Raw genomic sequence first — 19,305 nt, forward strand, 5'->3', positions numbered from 1 at the left:
GCCCCGAATTGGGCTACAATGCAGGAAGGGGCAAAGAAAGGGAGTTCTTATGCAACAGGCGCGGTGCATCCTTTTTCTAATCATCCTTTTGAGCGGAGGGCTGAGCGTGACGGCAAGCCGCGCCGCTGTTGATCCGGTGATTCTTGATTATTATTCACCCTGTGCGGGGCGTACCTTAGGGAAGGTGTCCACCTGGCACGGGAAAAACCGAGACGGCAGACCGCCTTACGACCCCAACCGCCGCACCTATGATTTCCGTTGTGTCGATGAAACGGTCTATGCCCCTCATGTGGGGGAGGTGTGGGGCGTCACGCCGAAATATGGTGGGGTCGTCTTGATTCAAGATTTTGATAACAAGGCGTGTATGATTTTCCTCGGCATGAGAACGATTCTGGTCACACCACGCCAGATCGTTGATATTGGGACGGTGATCGGGACCTATCGGATTTTTCACTTCACAGCGGTAGATGGGACATGCGCCGACGCCAATTGGTACGATGTGGCGGCGCGTGAGCGGGAACGCCCGATTCAGTTCCTTGAATTTGGGGAGGTGATCGCCCCCGATATTCGCCGTCCGACGCAACTGGAATTTACTTCGCTGAATCCGATGAATGACGCACCGCAGAGCCTTCAGCCGCAAGGGATGATTCTCTCGGATTTGCTCTATGTGGGCTTTAGCGCGGAAAGCTGTGTCGATAGTGGGGAGTGCGAGTGCGGCAGCTCGCTGAGGGCGGAGGTTATCCCGTGAGTCGTTGGGCTATTGGTTGTGTGCTTTTATTCATGCTTGCCCTAAGCGCCTGTGGCGGGCAACCGCCACCATTTTCCGATCTGCCAGCGGGGGATGCAGAGCGCGGCGCGATGCTGTTTAGAACATCGATTGAGGAGATGCCAACCTGCAATGGCTGCCACTCTGTCCAAGAAACGATGATCAACGGTCCGGCGTTGAAGGGGCTTGGGAAGGTGGCAGGGGAGCGGGTAGGGGGGCTTTCGGCGGGAGACTATTTGTACCAGAGCATTAGCCAGCCCGCCGCCTACCTTGTGAGTGGGTATGCCAACACGATGTACAACGCTTATGGCGGGCGGCTGACGGCGCAACAGATTGCCGACTTGATCGCCTATTTGCTGACGTTATGAGGAAAGGGGGCGCGCTCCTGCGCCCCTCTTTGTTAGGACATGGCGATTCGCTTGAAGCTTATTCCACTTTTATAATTTCCCTATCAATGACACTTCGTTAATTGCCCTATACCTTACGGGGGAACATTGTCATGACGCTATCCCTCACCTCCCTACCAACCCCTTGATATTCTTTGGGTACTGATCGGCGCGGCTCTGATTTTCCTTATGCAGGTGGGGTTTCTCTGTCTAGAGACGGGGCTGACCCACAGCAAGAACAACAGCAACGCCGCCATGAAAAATGAGGATGAGCGGGCGCGGAAACTGTATCAGGAAAGCCTGAGCATCAGCCGAAAACTTGGCGACCAATGGGGCATTGCGGGTTTGGGTTCGCAGAGCCAAACAGGGGCGGATAGCGAGGACGAGGCGTGACCATCAGCGTGCTACTGGTTGGGGCGGGCGCTATTGCGCCAGCGCATGTTCGTGCGGTGCGGGGTGAGGGGGAACGTGCCGTTTTAAAAGGGGTTGTGGATCGGGATAGGACAACCGCCCGCACCTTTGCCGCTGATCATGGGATTTCCGCCGCCTATGATGATCTCGCCACTGCGCTGGAGAAGGAACACCCCGATCTCGTCTTGATTTGTACGCCGCCTGCCCTTCACGCTGACCAATGCGTGAAGGCGCTTTCCAGTGGGGCGTGGGTGCTTTGCGAAAAACCCCTCTGCGCCAGCCTTGCCGAACTGGATCGGATTATCCGCGCCGAACAGGAAAGCCGCTGTTATTGTTCGGTGATCGCCCAGCGGCGTTTTAGCGGGGTTGTACGCCATATCAAAGGGTTGATTGAAGGCGACGTGTTGGGAGCGCCCATTGCCGCACTCTGCGCGACGACATGGTTTCGAGATGCCGCCTACTACCGCGTCCCCTGGCGGGGAACATGGGCGCAAGAAACGGGCGGTGTCACCATGAATTTGGGCGTTCACCTCATCGATTTACTGCTGCATCTGTTTGGGAGGTGGCGGGATGTGCGCGGGGTGGTAACGACGCGGCAGCGGGCGATTGAGGTTGATAATCTCTCGGCAGGGGTAGTCACTTTTGAGAACGGGGCGGTGGGATCGCTGCTGAACAGCGCTCTTTCGCCGCGCCAAGAGACGTACCTTCGGCTGGATTTTGAACGAGCGACATTGGAAACACGCCACCTCTATGACTTCACCGCGAAGGATTGGACATGCTATAGTAGCGAGGCGGCGGTGATGGCAGCATGGGAGGCGTTAGAGGATGATTCGCCGGCTGACCACGCGGCGCAGTTTCGGGCGCTCTTGGCGGATATGGAGGCGGGAACGCCACCCTTGATGCGTTCCGCAGGGGCGGCACGGGAGACGTTGGAATTTGTCACCGCCTTTTATAAGGCGGGATTCGGCAAGGAAATTGTCCAACGTGGGGCGATTACCCCAGACGATCCGTTTTATAGGGGGATGAACGGCGCGGCGTTATGAGGGGAGATGCTAGGCGATGAAAGAGCGGATGATCACCGTTCAACGGATAGCCCTCCGTGTGAAAGAGCGTGGTGAAGGGCATCCTGTCTTGTTTGTGCATGGCACCCCCAATTCAGCCGATATGTGGGATGAGGTGATTGGTCACAATCTTCTGTGAATGGGATCGTTGGGGGAGGATCACAATGTTATCAAACATTGCCCTGTTTTCGCCCCTTCGATAATGGTACGCTACAATTAAAATGCATACCAAAATAAAATCTTTACTTTACACCGGCTCGGAGCGCCCATGACAGATACAAAACGCACCCCGGTTGAACCCGCTGATGCGCATGTCCTTGTTGTTGAAGATAACATGCGAAATTTTGTCCTTGTGGCACGGATGCTTGCCTACATGGGGATTCAACGCTGCGAATGGAAAACGTCGGGCTGGCAAGTTGCCCAGTTTGCCGACACGCTCCCCCGCGTTGACCTCATATTGATGGATATTCACCTGCCCTATGAGGATGGTTATCAGGCGCTCCAAAAAGTCCGTGCCAGTCCGCGTCTGCGCAATACGCTGATCATCGCCGTCACTGCCGATACGGGTGATGAGCAGATGCGGCGGGCAAAAACAGCGGGATTCGATGGATTCATTGGCAAACCGCTTGATCCAGATCGCTTTCCAGATCAGATTCGGCGCGTTTTGGCAGGGGAATCTATTTGGGAGTGGATGTGAAATGACCCTCTAGGGGGGGTGGTACAGCCAGCGGTCTGATCTGCCCCTGCTCTCTCCTCAGAATATCCCCAGAATATCCCCAGAATAGATGCCTCTTATGTACAATCTTCCTTGTTCAGGAAAAGGGGGATTGCGTGTCTATCTTTGAGATTCTAGCGCGAATTGTCCTCATTGCGATTGGCGTTTACATCGTCTTGCGGGGGATTTCCTCAGCAATGCGGACGTTTGTCCTTCCTCGTGCCGCGTATGATCCGATTGTTGCTGCCTTGTTTCGCGCTGTCGCCCGCTTATTTCGGCTGTACATTAAGGTGCGGCATATCGATACCTATGAGGGGCGGGATCGGGTCATGGCGATCTATGCGCCGGTCAGTTTGCTGCTGCTGCCCACCGTCTGGCTGACGACGGTCTTGATCGGCTTTCTGCTGATCTATTGGGCGCTAGGGATCGGGACGCTTTTTGAAGCCTTCAGTCTGAGTGGATCGTCGCTGCTGACGCTTGGTTTCGCACTCACCGACACGTTTTTAACGAAAGCGCTTGTCTTTCTAGAGGCGACCATCGGCATCACCCTGACGGCAATTTTGATCTCTTACCTGCCGACGATCTACAGCGCTTTCAGCCGGCGGGAATCGGCTGTCGCCATGCTGGAGGTACGGGCTGGCTCACCACCCTTTGTCCAGACGCTTGTCGAACGGTATCACGGGTTGGGACGGCTGGACAAGTTCGTTGACCTTTGGAAGCAGTGGGAGGTGTGGTTTGCCGAGTTGGAGGAAACGCACACCTCGCTGGTGGCGCTTGTGTGGTTTCGCTCGCCACAACCGCACCGCCATTGGGTGACAGCGGCGGGGGCGGTTTTGGACAGCGCATCGTTCATCGTCTCTGCGCTTGACCTGCCCCGTGATCCAGACGCACAAATTTGTATTCGCAGTGGGTTCATCGCCCTGCGTCGGATCGCCGATTTCTTTGGGATGGAGTACAACCCTGACCCCAAACCGGACGACCCGATCAGCATTACACGCAGCGAGTTTGATATTGTCTACAAAGCGCTTGCTGATGCGGGTGTTGCCATGCGCCCAGATCGGGATCAGGCATGGCGTGATTTTGCCGGATGGCGGGTGAATTATGATACGGTGCTGCTCTCGTTGGCGGCGATGACGATTGCCCCTTATGGGACATGGTCGTCGGATCGGTCTGTGCTGCACACGCGGCGTTCGTACCCGATTGCACAAATTGGCAGCCAAAATGGGGTGAGAAACGGTCAGCGTTGAGGGCTGTGAATGAGGCGTGCTTGGGGGTTGGCTGCCCCTATAACCCCAACAAGAGATCGATGATGAGGGGCGGGATGATGGTGAGATCGCTGCCCACCTCAAGGATATAACAGGGGACGGATTTCACGAGGGTGGCAAGTTTGGCAAACCCTTCGCGCTCTGCGCCGCGCACCTGTGCCGCTGTTGAGGGAGCAAGGACGGCGAGGGCAGCCGTAGGCATTGCCGGAATAAGCGGGGCTGTTCCCGCTGCTGCGCCTGTATTTAGGCGCGGCATGAGGACGGCACGAAGGGGCATTTCCCGAATGAGTTTTTCGGAAGCGATCTCCGCTAAAGGGATCAGCGCTTCTTCATCGGCGGCACGCTTTTTATTAAGGGCGTGGGGAGCGTAGCGGGGAAAGCGCGTCAAGCCATCGGCGTCCAGCATGGCGATGCTGTACAGGCTGTAAATCATGGGGGTTGGCTCGGCGGCGGTGAGGACGAAGGAATCTCCGGCAAACTGCAAGGGTGATTCTAAACATGCCAGCGCCGTGACCGATTTCCCCGCGCCAGCAACGCCAACGATCAAAACACCGCCTTCGGGAAAGCCTACGGCAGCCGCGTTCGTCAGTTGGAACGGCGTCTCGCGCAGCCATGAATTGAGGATCGTCCGCAAGGGAAAGGCTTGCGCCCATGAGGGAAGAACCACTGGGTTAGGCAGGAAAAAGGCGGCGCGGCGGTTGGGAAAATCGATGCAGAGTGTTAGGTTGAACGCTGTATGGTATTCGATATGGTAGGCGGCGTCGCGGTAGCGGTAGGTCGGATCGCCCTCCGTACTGGTCATCCTCTCATAGGGAGGGATATGTTCCCCCGTGAGGCTGCCATCCCATAGGGAAATGGTTAAATCGGGCGTCTCGGCAAGGGGGATTTCGATGTGGGCAAGGGCAGGCTCAAGGTAACGTTGGAGCGCCTCGCCAAGAATGACCGTGCGGAAGCGACGATCCGCAACGTGGTAGTCATGAGTAAGGATGCGGCGCGTTTGGGCGGTGCGGTCAAAGGAGGCGAAAAGCCGCTCAACATAGGTGCGTGCGGTCATAAAAAAAGGAAGCCTATCTATGTTAGTTGGGGCGGGTTTGCCACCCGCCCCCCAGTTGGTTATAACCTCAACATTCGCTATAACCGCAATTATAGCACTTACGGCAGCCTTCTTCATTCACTACGGATGCCTCGCCACACTCTGGGCAGAGATCCCCGATGATCCGTTTTGGCGCTGTTACTCCCGCCTCAAGGGTCATTGGGGCGATTTTAGCGTCGTCCTCGTCGGCGTCATAGACCACAGGGTGTACCTCGACCTGATCAGCGGCGTCGGTTTCGTCTAGGTATTCGCGGAGCGCTTGCGCCACACCATCGGGAAGGCTGCGGACGCGCTGCGAGCCAAAGCCGATGCTTCGTTCGCCGCCAATCCCCTCCAACTGTTTTAGGATTTCCCGAACGCGCTCACGGGGGGCAAGCGGTGACGCCATCCGCAGGATGAGCGAACTGAGCCGCCCGATTGCCTCAGAAACCGCCGCTGTCTCTGACCCTGCCTTTGAGGTGTGGATGAACAACTCAAAGGGGTTGCCCTCGCCGTGACCGTTCTCGTTGATTGTGACATACGTCCCGCCGAGGGGTGTCCCCACGCGGTAAGTACGCCCCTGAAGGCGGCGCGGACGGGGTTTCTTCGTCTCGTAGAACAACCCCTTTTGCTCTGCCTTGATGGGAGCGGGCTTCGTTGGCTCTATGGCGATGGGTGCGGCGAGGACGGGGGCGGATTCGCCATCTTTCGCCTTTGCCGTAGCGTGTGTCTCTAGCACCACCTTTTCACGGCTGCCAGTGACGTAAACGGTCAAGCCCTTGCAGCCGAGTTTCCAGCCAAGCTGGTACGCCTCGGCAACATCGGAGAGGGTTGCACTTGAGGGAAAATTGCACGTATTGTGGTTACCCAAACCACTGGCGACAAAGGTGTGCGATCCCGGCACACTCAAATCGTAAACTTCACTGAACCCACTGTCAATGGCTTCTACCTCGACATATAAGCATTCGGGCTTATCTCCCCCAAAGAACCCTTTAGCGAAAGGATCAATCGCATCACTAAAGTGACTGTAAATTGCCTTTGCTAAGTCCCTGTCCATGCGGTGATTTTGGAGCAAGTTGACCCGCGCCCGTTGATAGTCTTGGGTTTGTTCCCCATAAAGTGAGCGAAGCGAGTATTTCGATGTTTGCTGCATCCGGCGGAGCGCCAATGTCAACTCACGTGGCATCAGTTCAGCATAGGTGTGTACTCTTTGCTCACGCCCTTCGTGTCGGATGGAGATACGCTGTGTCTTCCAGACTTCATCGAACTCAATAAAACTAGCCAGAAGTTCCAGAGACGAGCCTGCTACGGTTAATGCCCAGGCATTGGGACCCCCTTTATGGATACGCCCTATGACGCCAAAGTTCAGGAATAACACCTGAAGTTGTTGGAGTAATCTGCGGGTGGCAAGCCCAATTCCGAACATACGCCCATCCCGAGTCATATAGGCATCTAAGAATAATCCCCGTAAAAAGGCGGCAATCTCGGATCGGCTACCGCGTAAAATTGGGGTGGGGATGATCTTATTTCGTGCGCCAGCTTCCATACCAATACAGGTCAAAAGCCAATCACGCAAGGGACGTGAGTTCACTTGCAAGGTGTAAACACTCTCACGGCGAGTATCCTTGCTGATATGGTAGGTGAGTCCGAAGACGGCAGTGAATAACAGCCCTAAGCGATCTAAGAGATCGTAATCGCCATTAGTGATATAGGTACCATTCTTACCAATGGCACCCTCAGAGGTAATGCATCCCAAGATATACGCCAATTCGGTTGACATACGCTCAGGAAATTTGATGAATTTCTGATGATGACGTTTAGGCATATTGAAACCCGGAAGAAGCTGTTTAGCATCACCGAAAACCTGTTGCCCGCCATAAAGCACAACCGTATCACCAATGGTCAATTCATCAAGCCGCACAAATTGAATCGCACCGGTTTTTCCCAAAACATGAACGCGGTGATTCGGCGTTCCCTCAAGTTTGAAGCCATAGCTGAGATGGACTTTGCGGGTTTCTCGCATCCCACCATAGAAAAAGGCGTCTGTTTTTTCCACCCCACAAGGTGTGACAACATCCATTGTCAGGGGCTCAAATTGATCGTGCAGGCGCATTTCTGAAAGTTCGGAGATGGGTGTCAACCCAGATGCGGTTAACACAAGTGTATCGCCCGAGACACACTTGCTAATCGCATTATCGACAAAGCACTGCATTGCCGCCTGCATCCGAATATGCTCTGTGGCGGTGACATCGGAACTGACCACAAAGGTGTGACGGATGGAGTCTGGAAGGTTGGGCGCATCTTGGCATGTGCCGTGCGTGTTGACATGGGTGACAATGCGCGTGATCTCATGCTCTGGAAGGTTCAGATCGTGGAGCGCCTTCTCAAAGAGCGGGCTGGTGTACTGGAGTTGAAGATCGCGCCCTTTGTCGTTGACATGGCGAATGTAGGCGAGGGCAAAGACGGGTTCGCAGCCGTAACCTTCACAGCCGGAGACGGTGGCGATTGTACCGGTGGGGGCAACGGTTGTTTGCGCCCCGTTGCGAATGCCGTGTTTTTTGATGCCCTTGACGATTTTCGCCCAATCAAGTTTGGGGCGTCCCCAATTGCGGCTGTAGGGGAACAGCGGGGTGGGGGGCTGCCATTTCAGATTTTCGGGATCGTAGATGCTGCCCTTGATAGCGGGGAATGCGCCGCGATCCTTCGCCAGTTCGATGCTGGTGCGCATGGCGTGGTAGCGGAGGAATTCGCTGATCTGTCCGGCGAATTCTTGCCCTTCCTCGCTGCCATAACGAACGCCGAGGCGGTACATGAGGTCGGCAAGCCCCATGATGCCCAAGCCGATGCGCCGGACTTTTTGGGCGGCGATGGAAAGCTGGGGGACACTTGGCACATAGCTGTTGGCGGTGACGACATCATCCAAGAAGCGGGTGGAGGTTTCGATCCACGCTTGGAAGGTGTTCCAGTCGGGCTGTCCATCAACGAGAGGCAGCTTGGCAAGGTTGATACTGCCGAGGCAGCAGTTTTCGTATGCCCCTAGAAATTGCTCACCGCATTGATGTGCAACTAACCCATTTACAATAACGCTGTGCGTTTGAGGCTCAGTGAGGTCGTAGACATCAGCAGTGCCTGCATCTTCGATAGAGAGAATTTTGGTAATAAAATTCTCTCGGTTTGATTTGCGGGCTTTCCCAGTGATGAATCTGGTCACCTTTGCCTGTTTTGCACCATCAATGAAGCCGATAATCTCGACATAGCGATCCCGATTCGCTTTATCGAGGATCAACTCATAATCATCATGAACGAGATAATCCTTATAACCTCCTTGTCCATCGGGTAAGCGACGATAACCTGTTGAGCGACGATGGTGAATTTTGCTGACGATACCAAAATTGACTAGTAAACGTTGAACATCTTCGAGAAGGGGTTTTGAAGAACTCGCAAGTCGTACACTGCATGATTTCTCGGCTTCATTAGAACCAACTGTCCCATCAGCAGAAAACAACCCCTGTAAAAAGCCAACAACGGCTTCACGGGGGGCGTTCCAAATCGAGCCGGGAACCTGCTTTTCATGTGCTGGAGTGTGCAGCACCCCAAGGGTAGTGAAGAACGTGTAAGGCACTTTGCCGTATGTCAATTGCCATACCGACTCTCGCTCATGCAAATGCCCATCCCCAAACCATTGCTTCAATGCCCCATGTACGCATTCCCGAACATCATTTGCTTGCTTGTCAAAGACCATGCCAAGCGGCGAACCGCTGTCTGGTGACACCCAACCATCCCCTACAATGAACCCCAAGACAATGCCAAGCTCATGCGACCACATGCTTGGTATATGGTTATACATATCGGCGAAATCTTGACGTTGAACGGTATGTCCTGATTTATGATCACCACTCATAGCCATGAGTGCCATTGCCTGATGGACAGTCTCGGTATTGGGTAACGCATAGTTTTTACTCCATGCCCCTTCACCAGACTGTAAAAGCAGACTATCATGAGGTTTCAGCTGGCTGAGTTCAACATAACCCCGATCTGGGGTAAGAAATTTATGATCCGGTGTAGCTGTGACCGTATAACCATGGTTGGTGGTTAACTTCAGGACCGGCGTATTACGCCGTGTTAGCCAAGCTGGTGTAGAGGCACGGTAGGCAATTCCGTAGTTTGTGTTTTCGGCTCGTCCATTGCCACCAAACGGCGCACGCCCGTCCGTAGCAACCATAACGTGCTGCTCACTTTCAGCAAGGTCTTTGATGGTCACAAGCCCGCGATCTGTTGCTACACGAGTTGAGCCAACAAAGCAAGGATTCGTAGACTCCAACTCATACAAGTGGGGGACGGGGTTGGCGCGGTTGGCAGCATCAAGGAACAACACCCCCGGTTCGCCGTTGTGGTGGGCGCGCTGGACGATGAGATCGAAGATTTCGCGGGCGCGGACGGTCTCCCAGACCTTACCATCGTGGGGGTTGATCAGATCGAACATCCCATCGGCTTGGACTTTTTCCATGAATTCATCGGTAATGCCGACGCTGATGTTGAAATTGGTGATCTTGCTCTCGTCGGTTTTGGAGGTGATGAATTCTCGAATGTCAGGATGATTCACCTTCAAAACTGCCATATTCGCCCCGCGCCGAGAATTATGCGTGACAATCCCGTTGGCAAGGTAGGTGTGGTTGTCGTCCACCTCAAGATCGAGGGTCAGTGATTCCCCGGCTGGCTCAACGGCGATGACGCGGACAAACCACGAATCATTGATCGGGTGGGCATACTGCGCGAATTCGGCGTGTGCCTCGCTTAAGATCGCATATCCCGAAAGGGTTAATTGACGATCTCCTCGCGTGTAACGAAGCAACTTTTTGCGCAGTTTTGAATCCACAGCGCGGAAATTTCTGCCCATGCCCCTTGCCCTGTGTTCGGTTTGGGGCAACGTGATTCCATCCAGAACGGGAGTGACCCAATAGGCAGGGTTCGGCAAGGAATAACTGCTTTCACGCGCCCGGTCAGGAATAAGCTCCATACTTACTTGGAAGCGGGAGCGCAAATCACACGCAATTTTTTCCTGCCATATCGCCAACCCTACAGAAGAATTGATCCGTAACATCCACATGGGATTTTCCCCATAATGGGTTTCGTTGATCGTTTGGCGGCGAATAGTGACCGGGCAACCCAAGCCGATCAAGAGCGTGGCGACCTCGTGAATTAAGGTCTTAGAACTGCTCATCAACGAGGGGTAGCCATGCGAGGGTGATCCATCTGCCTCGAATAAACCACGCAGAAAAGCGCCAACAACGTTTGGGGGGCTTTGGCGGATCAGACGCGGCACACTGGCTGTTAAACTGCGTTCTTTTGTCAAACCGTTCAGGATAAAGAAATCCTTTATGGCACGGTTATCCAAGACAAAGGTGGCAGAGGCATCATTGGGTTGTTGAAGAACGTGAACAGTCAAATGCTCTCCAAACAAGCGGTGCATCATTGCCGGCATCTCGCTAAAGAGGTAGCTTGTGTGCGCTACGGTGACGCCTATCCGGTGATCATCTTCAGCCGATGCCATGAATCCATCCCCCGCCATATAGCCGAGGAAGAAGGCAAAGTCTTGATCAAGAAGGGCTGGGAAAACTGGCATGATCTGATTGCCATGCTGTTTTTGCGGGGTGCGAAGGGGTTGATTATGCCCACGATGCTGCCCCAATTTGACCAGAATTGCGTCCCCTGCTTGGAGTTCCTCAAATGCCCGCCAAACAGGACCTGTATCCGTCATCACCTTGATTTTGTGGTTGGGCGTTCCAGTCAGTTCCAAGCCTTCATCGGTGTGAATCCGCAAAACAGGAGCAGCCCCATTGTTATAGGCTGCACCGGAGTGGCGATCCCCTTCATCAGTGGGAACGGTTATCTCATGTTCATCCCACCCAATGGCGGTATGTGTGACGATTTCATCAAGACGGAGAAGCCCTTTTTCGGTGAAAACAAGGGTGTCGGGTGTTAGACATCCGCCTTGTGCAATCTCCCCAAATGCCTGATCGTAGACGCGGAGGAAGCCGACGGGACCGGTTGCCTCGCCGCGACTGCTGTTGACGATAGCTCCCTTTGGGCGAAGGCGGGAGAAGGCAAAGCCATTGCCGCCGCCCGTTTGTTGAATCAGGGCGGCGTTGCGCAAGGTTTGGAAAATCCCGCTGTCGGTGCGCCCCATGTCGTCATCAATAGCCAGAACGAAGCACGCCGCAAGCTGCCCCAGGGGAGTTCCTGCGCCGCTAAAGGTGGGGCTGTTGGGGAAGAACTGCAAGCCCGTCAGAAGGTCAAAGTAGCGCCGCGCTGCCGCCATGACATCGCCATCAAATGCCTGCTCTGCCACTGCGACGTAATAGGCGACGCGCCAAAACATCTCGTGTTCGGTCTCAGCCGGTTTGCCATCGTTCCCGCGCCGCAGGTAGCGTTTCTGCAAGACTGTACGGGCGTTATCCGTCAGATGGATGGTCTGCGCACGCAGATCATCGGGGAGGGGGACGGGGGGTAAGCTGTTAGTGCCGGACAAAGCACTATCGACCTTGGCGATACGCATGGCTAAATCTCCCGGCTAAAAGCCAGAACACAGAACACAATGTTGATGCAGTATTGGGGTACTTTTGAAGCACCCTCACCCGTTTTTGAGCCGTCAATGACGCCCGGAGAGGGCGCTTTAGAGGCTCACCACTTTAGGTCTTGCGACCTCTAGGGCGTCCGCTGGCATTCGTTCGTTTGCCTTGCGTCTTGCCCTTCGCTGGAAACGCCGACGTTTTTACGGAGAGATCACGTTCCGCAACGCGATCCCCCCCGTCTGTGCGTCCCTTTTGTTCAGACCAGCGCTCGGCGGCAACTTCGGCATAGCCCTGCTGTTCAGCCAGCAGTTTATCGATCTCCGCTCGAACACTCAACAAGTTATCCAGCCCCATGTAAACAATCGCATAGCGGATATAGGCGATGGGGTCAATGTCTTTCAACCCGGCAATGACCATATCTCCAACAACACGGCTGCTTACTTCCGCCCTCCCCACCGCTTGCAGGTTCATCTCGATCTCATCGACAAGACGATCCAGTGCGGCAGCGGGTATTGGGCGCTTGGCACAGGCATTCCAAATGCCTCGTTTCAACTTATCGCGGTCAAATTCCTCACGATCCCCATTCGTTTTGATCAGAACGGGAGTCACCGCTAAGGGGCGCTCGTAGGTCGTGAAGCGTTCGTGACAGTTCTGACACTCCCGCCGCCGCCGGATACCGTTTTTAATATCCGTCGTATCCAAGACCTTTAGGTCGCTGCTGTCACAGTAAGGGCATTGCATAACCACGTAGCCCATCTATGCTGTTTGTGAAAAATGACCACATCCCCAATGACGCCACGCAATTTACGTAACGTCAACGATAATACCGCCACATATGGGGTCTCAGCATTCATGCCCTCCCAGATATGGTACTATCATGCCTACACTGTAACACAGGTCGGAGGAGATTTCAAGTGATCGAGTGGTTGTCTTTTGGTTTGAAAGTAGTATGTTTTTTCCGGTAGCAGAACATCTGCTATTTAACAAGGGACGTTCCATAAAGGTTTTTCTAAAATAGGTATACGTCGTGATGATTCAGCAATCATCGGATGAATCAAGGGCATGTTATAACAGGGCTATGTATTAAATTTTGAGGAAAGGTTTTAATTTTCTAACGTGACAGAACAGGTGTACTTCAAACGAATTTGACCCCTTCAGAGGGAATGAGAGGGGTAAGGGGCGATCTTGCCACAAACCAAAAAACAATCTGTGTTTGGGAGAGCGGGATTGTGAGATGTGCATAGTGCCAGAAGGTGCTGATTTGTTTCGGCGTCACGGGCTTGAAGGGGATGATGGGCTGTCTCCGGCGCTGGCGTAGGGGGCTGACTGTAGGGTTTGCTTGGTGTGGTGTACAAGGGAGGTTATGGGGATAGGACTTACGCAGTTGAACTTATTTCCCCTGTATTCATCGAAAGGGGCAGGTTGAGGGGGCTTCCCCCTCAAACCCTCTTTTTCCCTTTCTCCCTCAGGGAGATGGGGGTAGGGGGATGAGGGCAAGTCCGTAACGCCTATGAGGAGTCGGGAGGTTCCTTTTTTGCCCCATAATTTCCCATTTTATAAGAGGGAGATTGCTTGGGTTAACCCAATGCCCTACAATAGAACAAATATACTGAGAGAGGCAAAGGGATGAACACAGCGGAAATTATGGCAGCGTTGGAGGCGGCAGGGACGGCACAAAACCGAAAGATTGCCAAGCGGCATGGGGTAGATGATAACGTTTTTGGCGTGCTGCGCTCTGAGGTGAATAAACTGGTGAAGCAGATCAAGATCAACCATACGGCTGCGCTTGAACTGTGGGAAACTGGTAATTTTGATGCGCGGACGGTTGCCACGATGATTGCCGATCCACAGAAAATAGACGAGGCGACGCTCACCCATTGGGGGGAGACAACACACGACTATGGGACGGCGGGAGAGGTTTCCAACATTATTGCCAAAACACCGTACATACGGGCGTTTATGGAGCGCTGGACAAACGATGAGGGGGAGTGGCTAGGGCGCATCGGATGGCTTTTGTTGTCGCACCTTGCCGCTGGGGATAACAGCCTGCCTGATTCGTTTTTCCTCCCCTATCTGGCAACCATTGAGGAGGGCATTCATACGGCGAAAAACCGCACCCGCGATGCGATGAACACTGCGCTAATCAGTATTGGGACGCGAAATGCCGCGTTAGAAGGACCCGCTTATGCTGCTGCCAAACGGATCGGGAGGGTTGAGGTCGATCACGGGCAGACAGACTGCGAAACGCCGCTGGCGATCCCGTATATGGATAGGATCAAGGCACACCGTGCCAAAAGAGCGGCAGAAAAAGAGGCGAAAAGCGCTGCGGCTAAAGCGACTAAGGGAAAGAAATAACCGACAAGCAGAGATCAGACGCCTTTTCCTTGCGGCGGGTTCAGGGTGGTGAGCGCAGCGTTGCCGCAAACCCTGTTTGTGGAGGTGGGGATACAAGCAGTACGCCTAAGTACAACCACAATGAGCAGGCGGCATGTCGCCTGATCCCGCCGCTAAAGCCGCGGACTGAAAGCAGCCACCCCTTCAGGGCTTGAAAGGCATAAGCGCACAGGGGGTTTCTGCTTTCTTCATCCCAAATGATTTTTGTGGCGGTACTTAGTCGTCCACCACACAGATACATAGAGATAGACTGATCCAACAACCTCACCCCCTCCCCGTTTACGAAGAGGGGGAAGGGGTGGGGTTTTGAAATGATGTGTAATCAGACATTTACGAGGTAGTCCCAATGACTCTTACATGGCGCGATTTTGTTCAACGCTGGACGGCGAGCGCCCTCGGTGAACAACAAGCCGCCCAAAGCCATTTCAACGAACTCTGCCGCTTAGTGGGGCATAAAACACCCACCGAACTGGACCCACTGGGTGAATTTTTCACCTTTGAGGAACAAGTGACAAAGGCAACAGGTGGGCGGGGGCGGGCAGATGTCTGGTACAAGGGGAAATTTGCTTGGGAATACAAGGGCAAGCACAAAGACTTAGATGCCGCCTATGCCCAACTGCTGGCATATAAGGGCAGTTTAGGCAACCCACCGCTGCTGATCGTTTCGGACATGGTGGAATACCGCATTTACCCCCAGTGGGTGAACACCAGCGGGCAGCCCTTCATCTTTCGCAATGCCGATTTGTTGTTTCCAGATGCACAGCGGTACATCGTATGGCTTTTGGAAGACCCAGACCGTTTTAAAGAACTGCGCGAAGATGAGCTTCGAGTACGCGAACAACTGACCACCAAGCTGGCGCAAGAATTCGCCCATCTCAGCGATTTGGTACGCAAACACCAAGACCCTAACGATCTTTGGAGTGACTATCACATTGCCCGTTTTTTTGCGCGGCTAACCTTTTGTTTGTTTGCCGAAGATGTTCAACTCATGCCGCGCCCCTTTGACCAACCTGTTTTTCGGTATCTTACCGATGGCGCACGCAACCTTCCCGAAGATTTTGTGGCAGAGATGACGCGCTTATTTATGGCGATGGATGGGCGTCAATCTGGCTTTGTGATGCGACACGTCCCCTATTTCAATGGGGGCTTGTTTAACGTCGATGACGATCCCGCCCACCTAGTTTTTGATTTGGCGAAAGATTCCGCCATGATCGATCTCTTAGAAAAGATCAGCAAGCGTGATTGGCGTAAGGTGAACCCGACCATCTTCGGCACACTCTTTGAGGCAGCCCTTGATCCGGCAAAGCGGGCGCAGTTGGGCGCTCACTATACCAGCGAGGCAGATATTCGCCTTGTTGTTGACCCTGTGTTGATGCAGCCACTTTACGACGAATGGGCGTTGACATTGGAGGAGGCTGAACCGCTCTTTCAAACCCTTTTTGATGGCGCTTCTCCCCGCCAAGAAGAGACCATTCGCGCTCGGCTGACCCTGCTTCATGACCGGATGATGTTTCGCCTTGAGACCACACAGATTCTTGATCCGGCGTGTGGGTCGGGAAACTTTCTCTATGTCAGCCTTCGGGCGCTGAAAGACCTTGAAGCACGAGTCCGCAAGACCTTTGAGCCACTTGGCTTGCCGTTTCGCGACGTTGTCACGCCGCGCCAACTCTACGGCATCGAGAAAGACCCCTATGCGGCGAACTTGGCGTTTGTCGTTATCTGGATTGGCTACTTACAATGGCGCTACGAAGATCAGGGCGTGTTAAGTTTTAGAACACGGGTCAGCCGCCCCAACCCTCGGCATTTGCCACACCCCATTATCCAAGACAAATACCCGGACGAAACCATCGATCACATCCTGTGCGAGGACGCCCTCTTGCGTTACGACGCGGAGGGCAAGCCCTATGAGCCGGAGTGGGTGGCGGTGGATGTGATCATGGGCAACCCGCCTTTTTTGGGGGGCAGCCGTCAACGCAGAGAGCTGGGCGGAGCTTACCTTGACGATCTCCAGAGGCTGTATCAAGGGCGGTTGGCAAGGGATAGCGATCTTGTCTGCTATTGGTTTGAGAAAGCACGCGCCCATCTAGACCAGGGAAAGGCTAAGCGGGTTGGGTTTATCGCCACCAATTCGATTCGGGGTGGTTCAAATCGCCTTGTCTTGGATCGCATCAAAGCGACGGGCGATATTTTCATGGCATGGAGCGATAATCCATGGCTCCTCGCCGGTGCAGCGGTGCGGATTTCGATTGTCGGCTTTGATAACAAGGTGCAGACAGCACGAATGCTCGATGGGGCAGTCGTCGAGAACATCCATGCCGATTTGACCGCTGGCGCTGATCTAACCGGGGCAAAGGTGCTGGCAGAAAACGCTCGCATTTGTTTTCGCAGTGACGAAAAAGGCGGATCGTTCGATATTGACGAGGCAACGGCAAGGGCGATGTTGGCGGCGAAAAACCGCAGTGGAAAATCGAACGCCGATGTCGTGCGTCCGTACATCAATGGGCTTGATGTGACACGCGGCAGACGGAACAGGTGGGTCATCGATTTTGGCGTAGATACTACCGAAGCCGAAGCCGCCCACTACAAAATGCCCTATGAGTATGTGAAACGGATGGTGAAGCCCGAACGCGATATGGTGAACAACGAGCGCCACCGTACCTATTGGTGGATTCACCGTATTCCTGCTGGTGATATGCGCGAGGCAATTCGACCTCTCAAGCGCTTTATCGCGACGCCTAGTGTGGCAAAACACCGCTTGTTTGTATGGGTCGAAGGCGGGATCATTCCCGATCATCAACTCTATGTCTTCGCCCGTGACGATGATTACTTCTTCGGCGTCCTCCACAGCTATATTCATGAACTATGGTCGCTGCAGAAGGGAACATCCCTTGAAGATCGCCCTCGTTACACGCCCACAACAACCTTTGAGACCTTCCCGCTGCCTTACCCGCCGGGCAAAGAGGACACCGCATCGCCCCTCTATCAGGCGATCAGCACGGCGGCAAAGGCGCTCCACGAGGGGCGCGAGGCATGGCTGCATCCAGTGGAATTAGCGGAATTGGGGGCGACGGCAAAGGGCAAAGCGCTTTCCGAACGGACTCTGACAAATCTTTACAATGCGTTGGCAGTTCATCGCGCTGAGCCGTCCATGGGCAAGGGGAAGGGGGGGAACGGCAAAAACGGGGATAAACCCGTGAAGGCGGCAGCGCAATTCGCCCCCCAACTGGCAGCACTCCACGAAGCATTGGATAGGGCTGTATTGAGCGCTTACGGGTGGACTGATCTGGCTCTCACCGCCCGCACTCCGGCAGGGCAAGAAGCAATTTTACGGCGCTTGTTGGCGTTGAATCAAGCGCGAATATCGAAAGCGTAGCAGACACGTTTTTATGCCGCTCACCTTGCGTTCCCCTTCGTTACACTATAGAATCTCTCAAAAGACGCGGATAAACGGCGGCAATTCGGCATGTCCACACGACGCTTTCCCGACGACAACGCCCCCTCTCCGGCTTCTCCCCCAGACCCAACACCCGGGAGCGGGACGGCGCTGCCTACCCGCCGTCCGGTGATGCCCGGACAAACACCGGGGACGCCCGTCAGCCGCGCTCCCAAACGGACGGGCAAGAGCATCCAGCATATGCCGCGCACACTTAGCCAAGTGCTGAACGATGCCAACGAACAGGTGGTGCGTGGCGACCTCAGCGAATATGTCCCTTTGCCAACAGGCTTTGATCCCCTTGATGGTTTGATCGGCGGCGGGCTGCGCAAAACAGAACTCGTCCTGCTTGGTGGGGCGCAAGGCATTGGCAAGACAATTGCCGCCGTCCAAATGGCGCGAAACATCGCCATGCGCCCTGATCAATATGTGTTCTACCTTTCCTACGAACACACCGAAACACACCTCATGAGCCGCTTGCTCTGTTTGGAGAGCATCAACCCGCCAGAGGTTGATCTGCGCAGCGGGCTGAAATTGAAAGATTTGTTCGATACGATCATCTCCCAACGGGCGCGGGAAATCTTGGGGCGCGATAACCGTGCCGAGTCCCTTCAAAGCATTCTGCGGGAAAATCCGCGCACCTCGATGGCGCTGGCACGGCTCTCGAAGTATGCAGACCGTTTCATCATGGTCAAGGCAAGTCCGGCGGTGACGACCCTGAGCGCCATTCGAGAGATGACCGGACGGCTGGCAGAGGCGACGGGCGGCAACCTGACCGTCTTTGTCGATTATTTGCAGAAGATCGCCATTCATCCCGAACGGGCGGCGGACGAGAACGACAAAGTGACCATTGTTGTGGAGGGGCTGAAGGATATTGCGCTCTCGTTGGGCGTCCCCGTCTTAAGCATCGTCGCCAGTGATCGGGATGGCTTGCGGGCGAAGCGTCTGCACCTTTTTCATCTGCGGGGGAGTTCGGCGCTCGATTATGAGTGCGATATTGCGATCATCATGAACAACAAGTATCAGATTTTGGCGAAGGATCACATCGCTTTTAATCCCTATCAGGGCAAGCAGTTCCGCGATTGGGTCGTTTTTACGGTGGAGAAAAACCGCGCTGGGCGGGCGATGATGGATATGGAATTCCAACTGCACGCCCCCTACTTTGCCTTTGACCCACGCGGACAGCAAGTCCAACAAACGTTGATCGACGATAAGATCATCGAATCCTGA

The 19,305-nt window shown here is 54.4% G+C and carries 13 protein-coding genes and 3 pseudogenes; 10 read left to right on the top strand and 6 right to left on the bottom strand.

Features of this window, described 5'->3' with window-relative positions; translation table 11 throughout:
* Nucleotides 1-49: 49 nt before the first annotated feature.
* The 7 genes from HS103_08385 (at nucleotide 50) to HS103_08415 (ending at nucleotide 4,586) form a co-directional block, all read left to right on the top strand.
* Nucleotides 50-748, top strand: coding sequence for a hypothetical protein (locus HS103_08385; protein ID MBE7512819.1), 699 nt, complete (start codon nucleotides 50-52; stop codon nucleotides 746-748).
* The gene (locus HS103_08390) at nucleotides 745-1,134 is read left to right on the top strand and encodes a c-type cytochrome (protein MBE7512820.1); all 390 of its coding nucleotides are present in this window, start codon (nucleotides 745-747) and stop codon (nucleotides 1,132-1,134) included. The genes HS103_08385 and HS103_08390 overlap by 4 nt, the downstream gene beginning before the upstream one ends.
* Before the next feature lie 168 nt (nucleotides 1,135-1,302).
* On the top strand, nucleotides 1,303-1,545 hold the full coding sequence (locus HS103_08395) for a hypothetical protein (GenBank protein MBE7512821.1): 243 nt from the start codon (nucleotides 1,303-1,305) through the stop codon (nucleotides 1,543-1,545).
* Entirely contained in the window at nucleotides 1,542-2,606 is a 1,065-nt protein-coding gene (locus HS103_08400; protein ID MBE7512822.1) for a Gfo/Idh/MocA family oxidoreductase, read from the top strand. Before HS103_08395 ends, HS103_08400 begins: the two co-directional genes overlap by 4 nt.
* A 16-nt stretch (nucleotides 2,607-2,622) precedes the next feature.
* Complete coding sequence (locus HS103_08405; GenBank protein MBE7512823.1) at nucleotides 2,623-2,763, top strand: hypothetical protein; 141 nt, start codon at nucleotides 2,623-2,625, stop codon at nucleotides 2,761-2,763.
* Nucleotides 2,764-2,892: 129 nt separating this feature from the next.
* Nucleotides 2,893-3,321: a response regulator gene (locus tag HS103_08410; protein MBE7512824.1), complete on the top strand. Its 429-nt coding sequence runs from the start codon at nucleotides 2,893-2,895 to the stop codon at nucleotides 3,319-3,321.
* 134 nt (nucleotides 3,322-3,455) lie between these two features.
* A complete protein-coding gene (locus HS103_08415; GenBank protein MBE7512825.1) occupies nucleotides 3,456-4,586 on the top strand; it encodes a hypothetical protein in 1,131 nt (376 codons plus the stop codon).
* Between the two features lie 37 nt (nucleotides 4,587-4,623).
* Here HS103_08415 and HS103_08420 read toward each other — a convergent pair whose 3' ends face one another.
* From HS103_08420 to nrdR, 6 genes and pseudogenes are all read right to left on the bottom strand, one after another.
* On the bottom strand, nucleotides 4,624-5,658 hold the full coding sequence (locus HS103_08420; protein ID MBE7512826.1) for a hypothetical protein: 1,035 nt from the start codon (nucleotides 5,656-5,658) through the stop codon (nucleotides 4,624-4,626).
* A 67-nt stretch (nucleotides 5,659-5,725) separates the two neighbouring features.
* Complete coding sequence (locus HS103_08425) at nucleotides 5,726-6,862, bottom strand: hypothetical protein (protein MBE7512827.1); 1,137 nt, start codon at nucleotides 6,860-6,862, stop codon at nucleotides 5,726-5,728.
* A gap of 765 nt (nucleotides 6,863-7,627) precedes the next feature.
* A pseudogene (locus HS103_08430) lies at nucleotides 7,628-8,506 on the bottom strand (hypothetical protein).
* 1,473 nt (nucleotides 8,507-9,979) lie between these two features.
* Nucleotides 9,980-10,693, bottom strand: a pseudogene (locus HS103_08435) (intein-containing adenosylcobalamin-dependent ribonucleoside-diphosphate reductase).
* Between the two features lie 969 nt (nucleotides 10,694-11,662).
* Nucleotides 11,663-12,232 (bottom strand): annotated as a pseudogene (locus tag HS103_08440) (ribonucleoside-diphosphate reductase, adenosylcobalamin-dependent).
* Between the two features lie 133 nt (nucleotides 12,233-12,365).
* A complete protein-coding gene (gene nrdR, locus HS103_08445; protein MBE7512828.1) occupies nucleotides 12,366-12,989 on the bottom strand; it encodes a transcriptional repressor NrdR in 624 nt (207 codons plus the stop codon).
* Between the two features lie 885 nt (nucleotides 12,990-13,874).
* Here nrdR and HS103_08450 point away from each other — a divergent pair.
* The 3 genes from HS103_08450 to HS103_08460 all read left to right on the top strand — a co-directional run bounded on the left by HS103_08450 (nucleotide 13,875) and on the right by HS103_08460 (nucleotide 19,305).
* The gene (locus HS103_08450; GenBank protein MBE7512829.1) at nucleotides 13,875-14,603 is read left to right on the top strand and encodes a DNA alkylation repair protein; all 729 of its coding nucleotides are present in this window, start codon (nucleotides 13,875-13,877) and stop codon (nucleotides 14,601-14,603) included.
* Between the two features lie 385 nt (nucleotides 14,604-14,988).
* A complete protein-coding gene (locus tag HS103_08455; protein MBE7512830.1) occupies nucleotides 14,989-18,015 on the top strand; it encodes a class I SAM-dependent DNA methyltransferase in 3,027 nt (1,008 codons plus the stop codon).
* A 90-nt stretch (nucleotides 18,016-18,105) separates the two neighbouring features.
* Nucleotides 18,106-19,305 (top strand): AAA family ATPase, encoded by a 1,200-nt coding sequence (locus HS103_08460; protein ID MBE7512831.1) that lies wholly within the window; start codon nucleotides 18,106-18,108, stop codon nucleotides 19,303-19,305.

This window comes from Anaerolineales bacterium (genome assembly GCA_015075625.1).
Lineage (GTDB): Bacteria > Chloroflexota > Anaerolineae > Aggregatilineales > UBA2796 > UBA2796.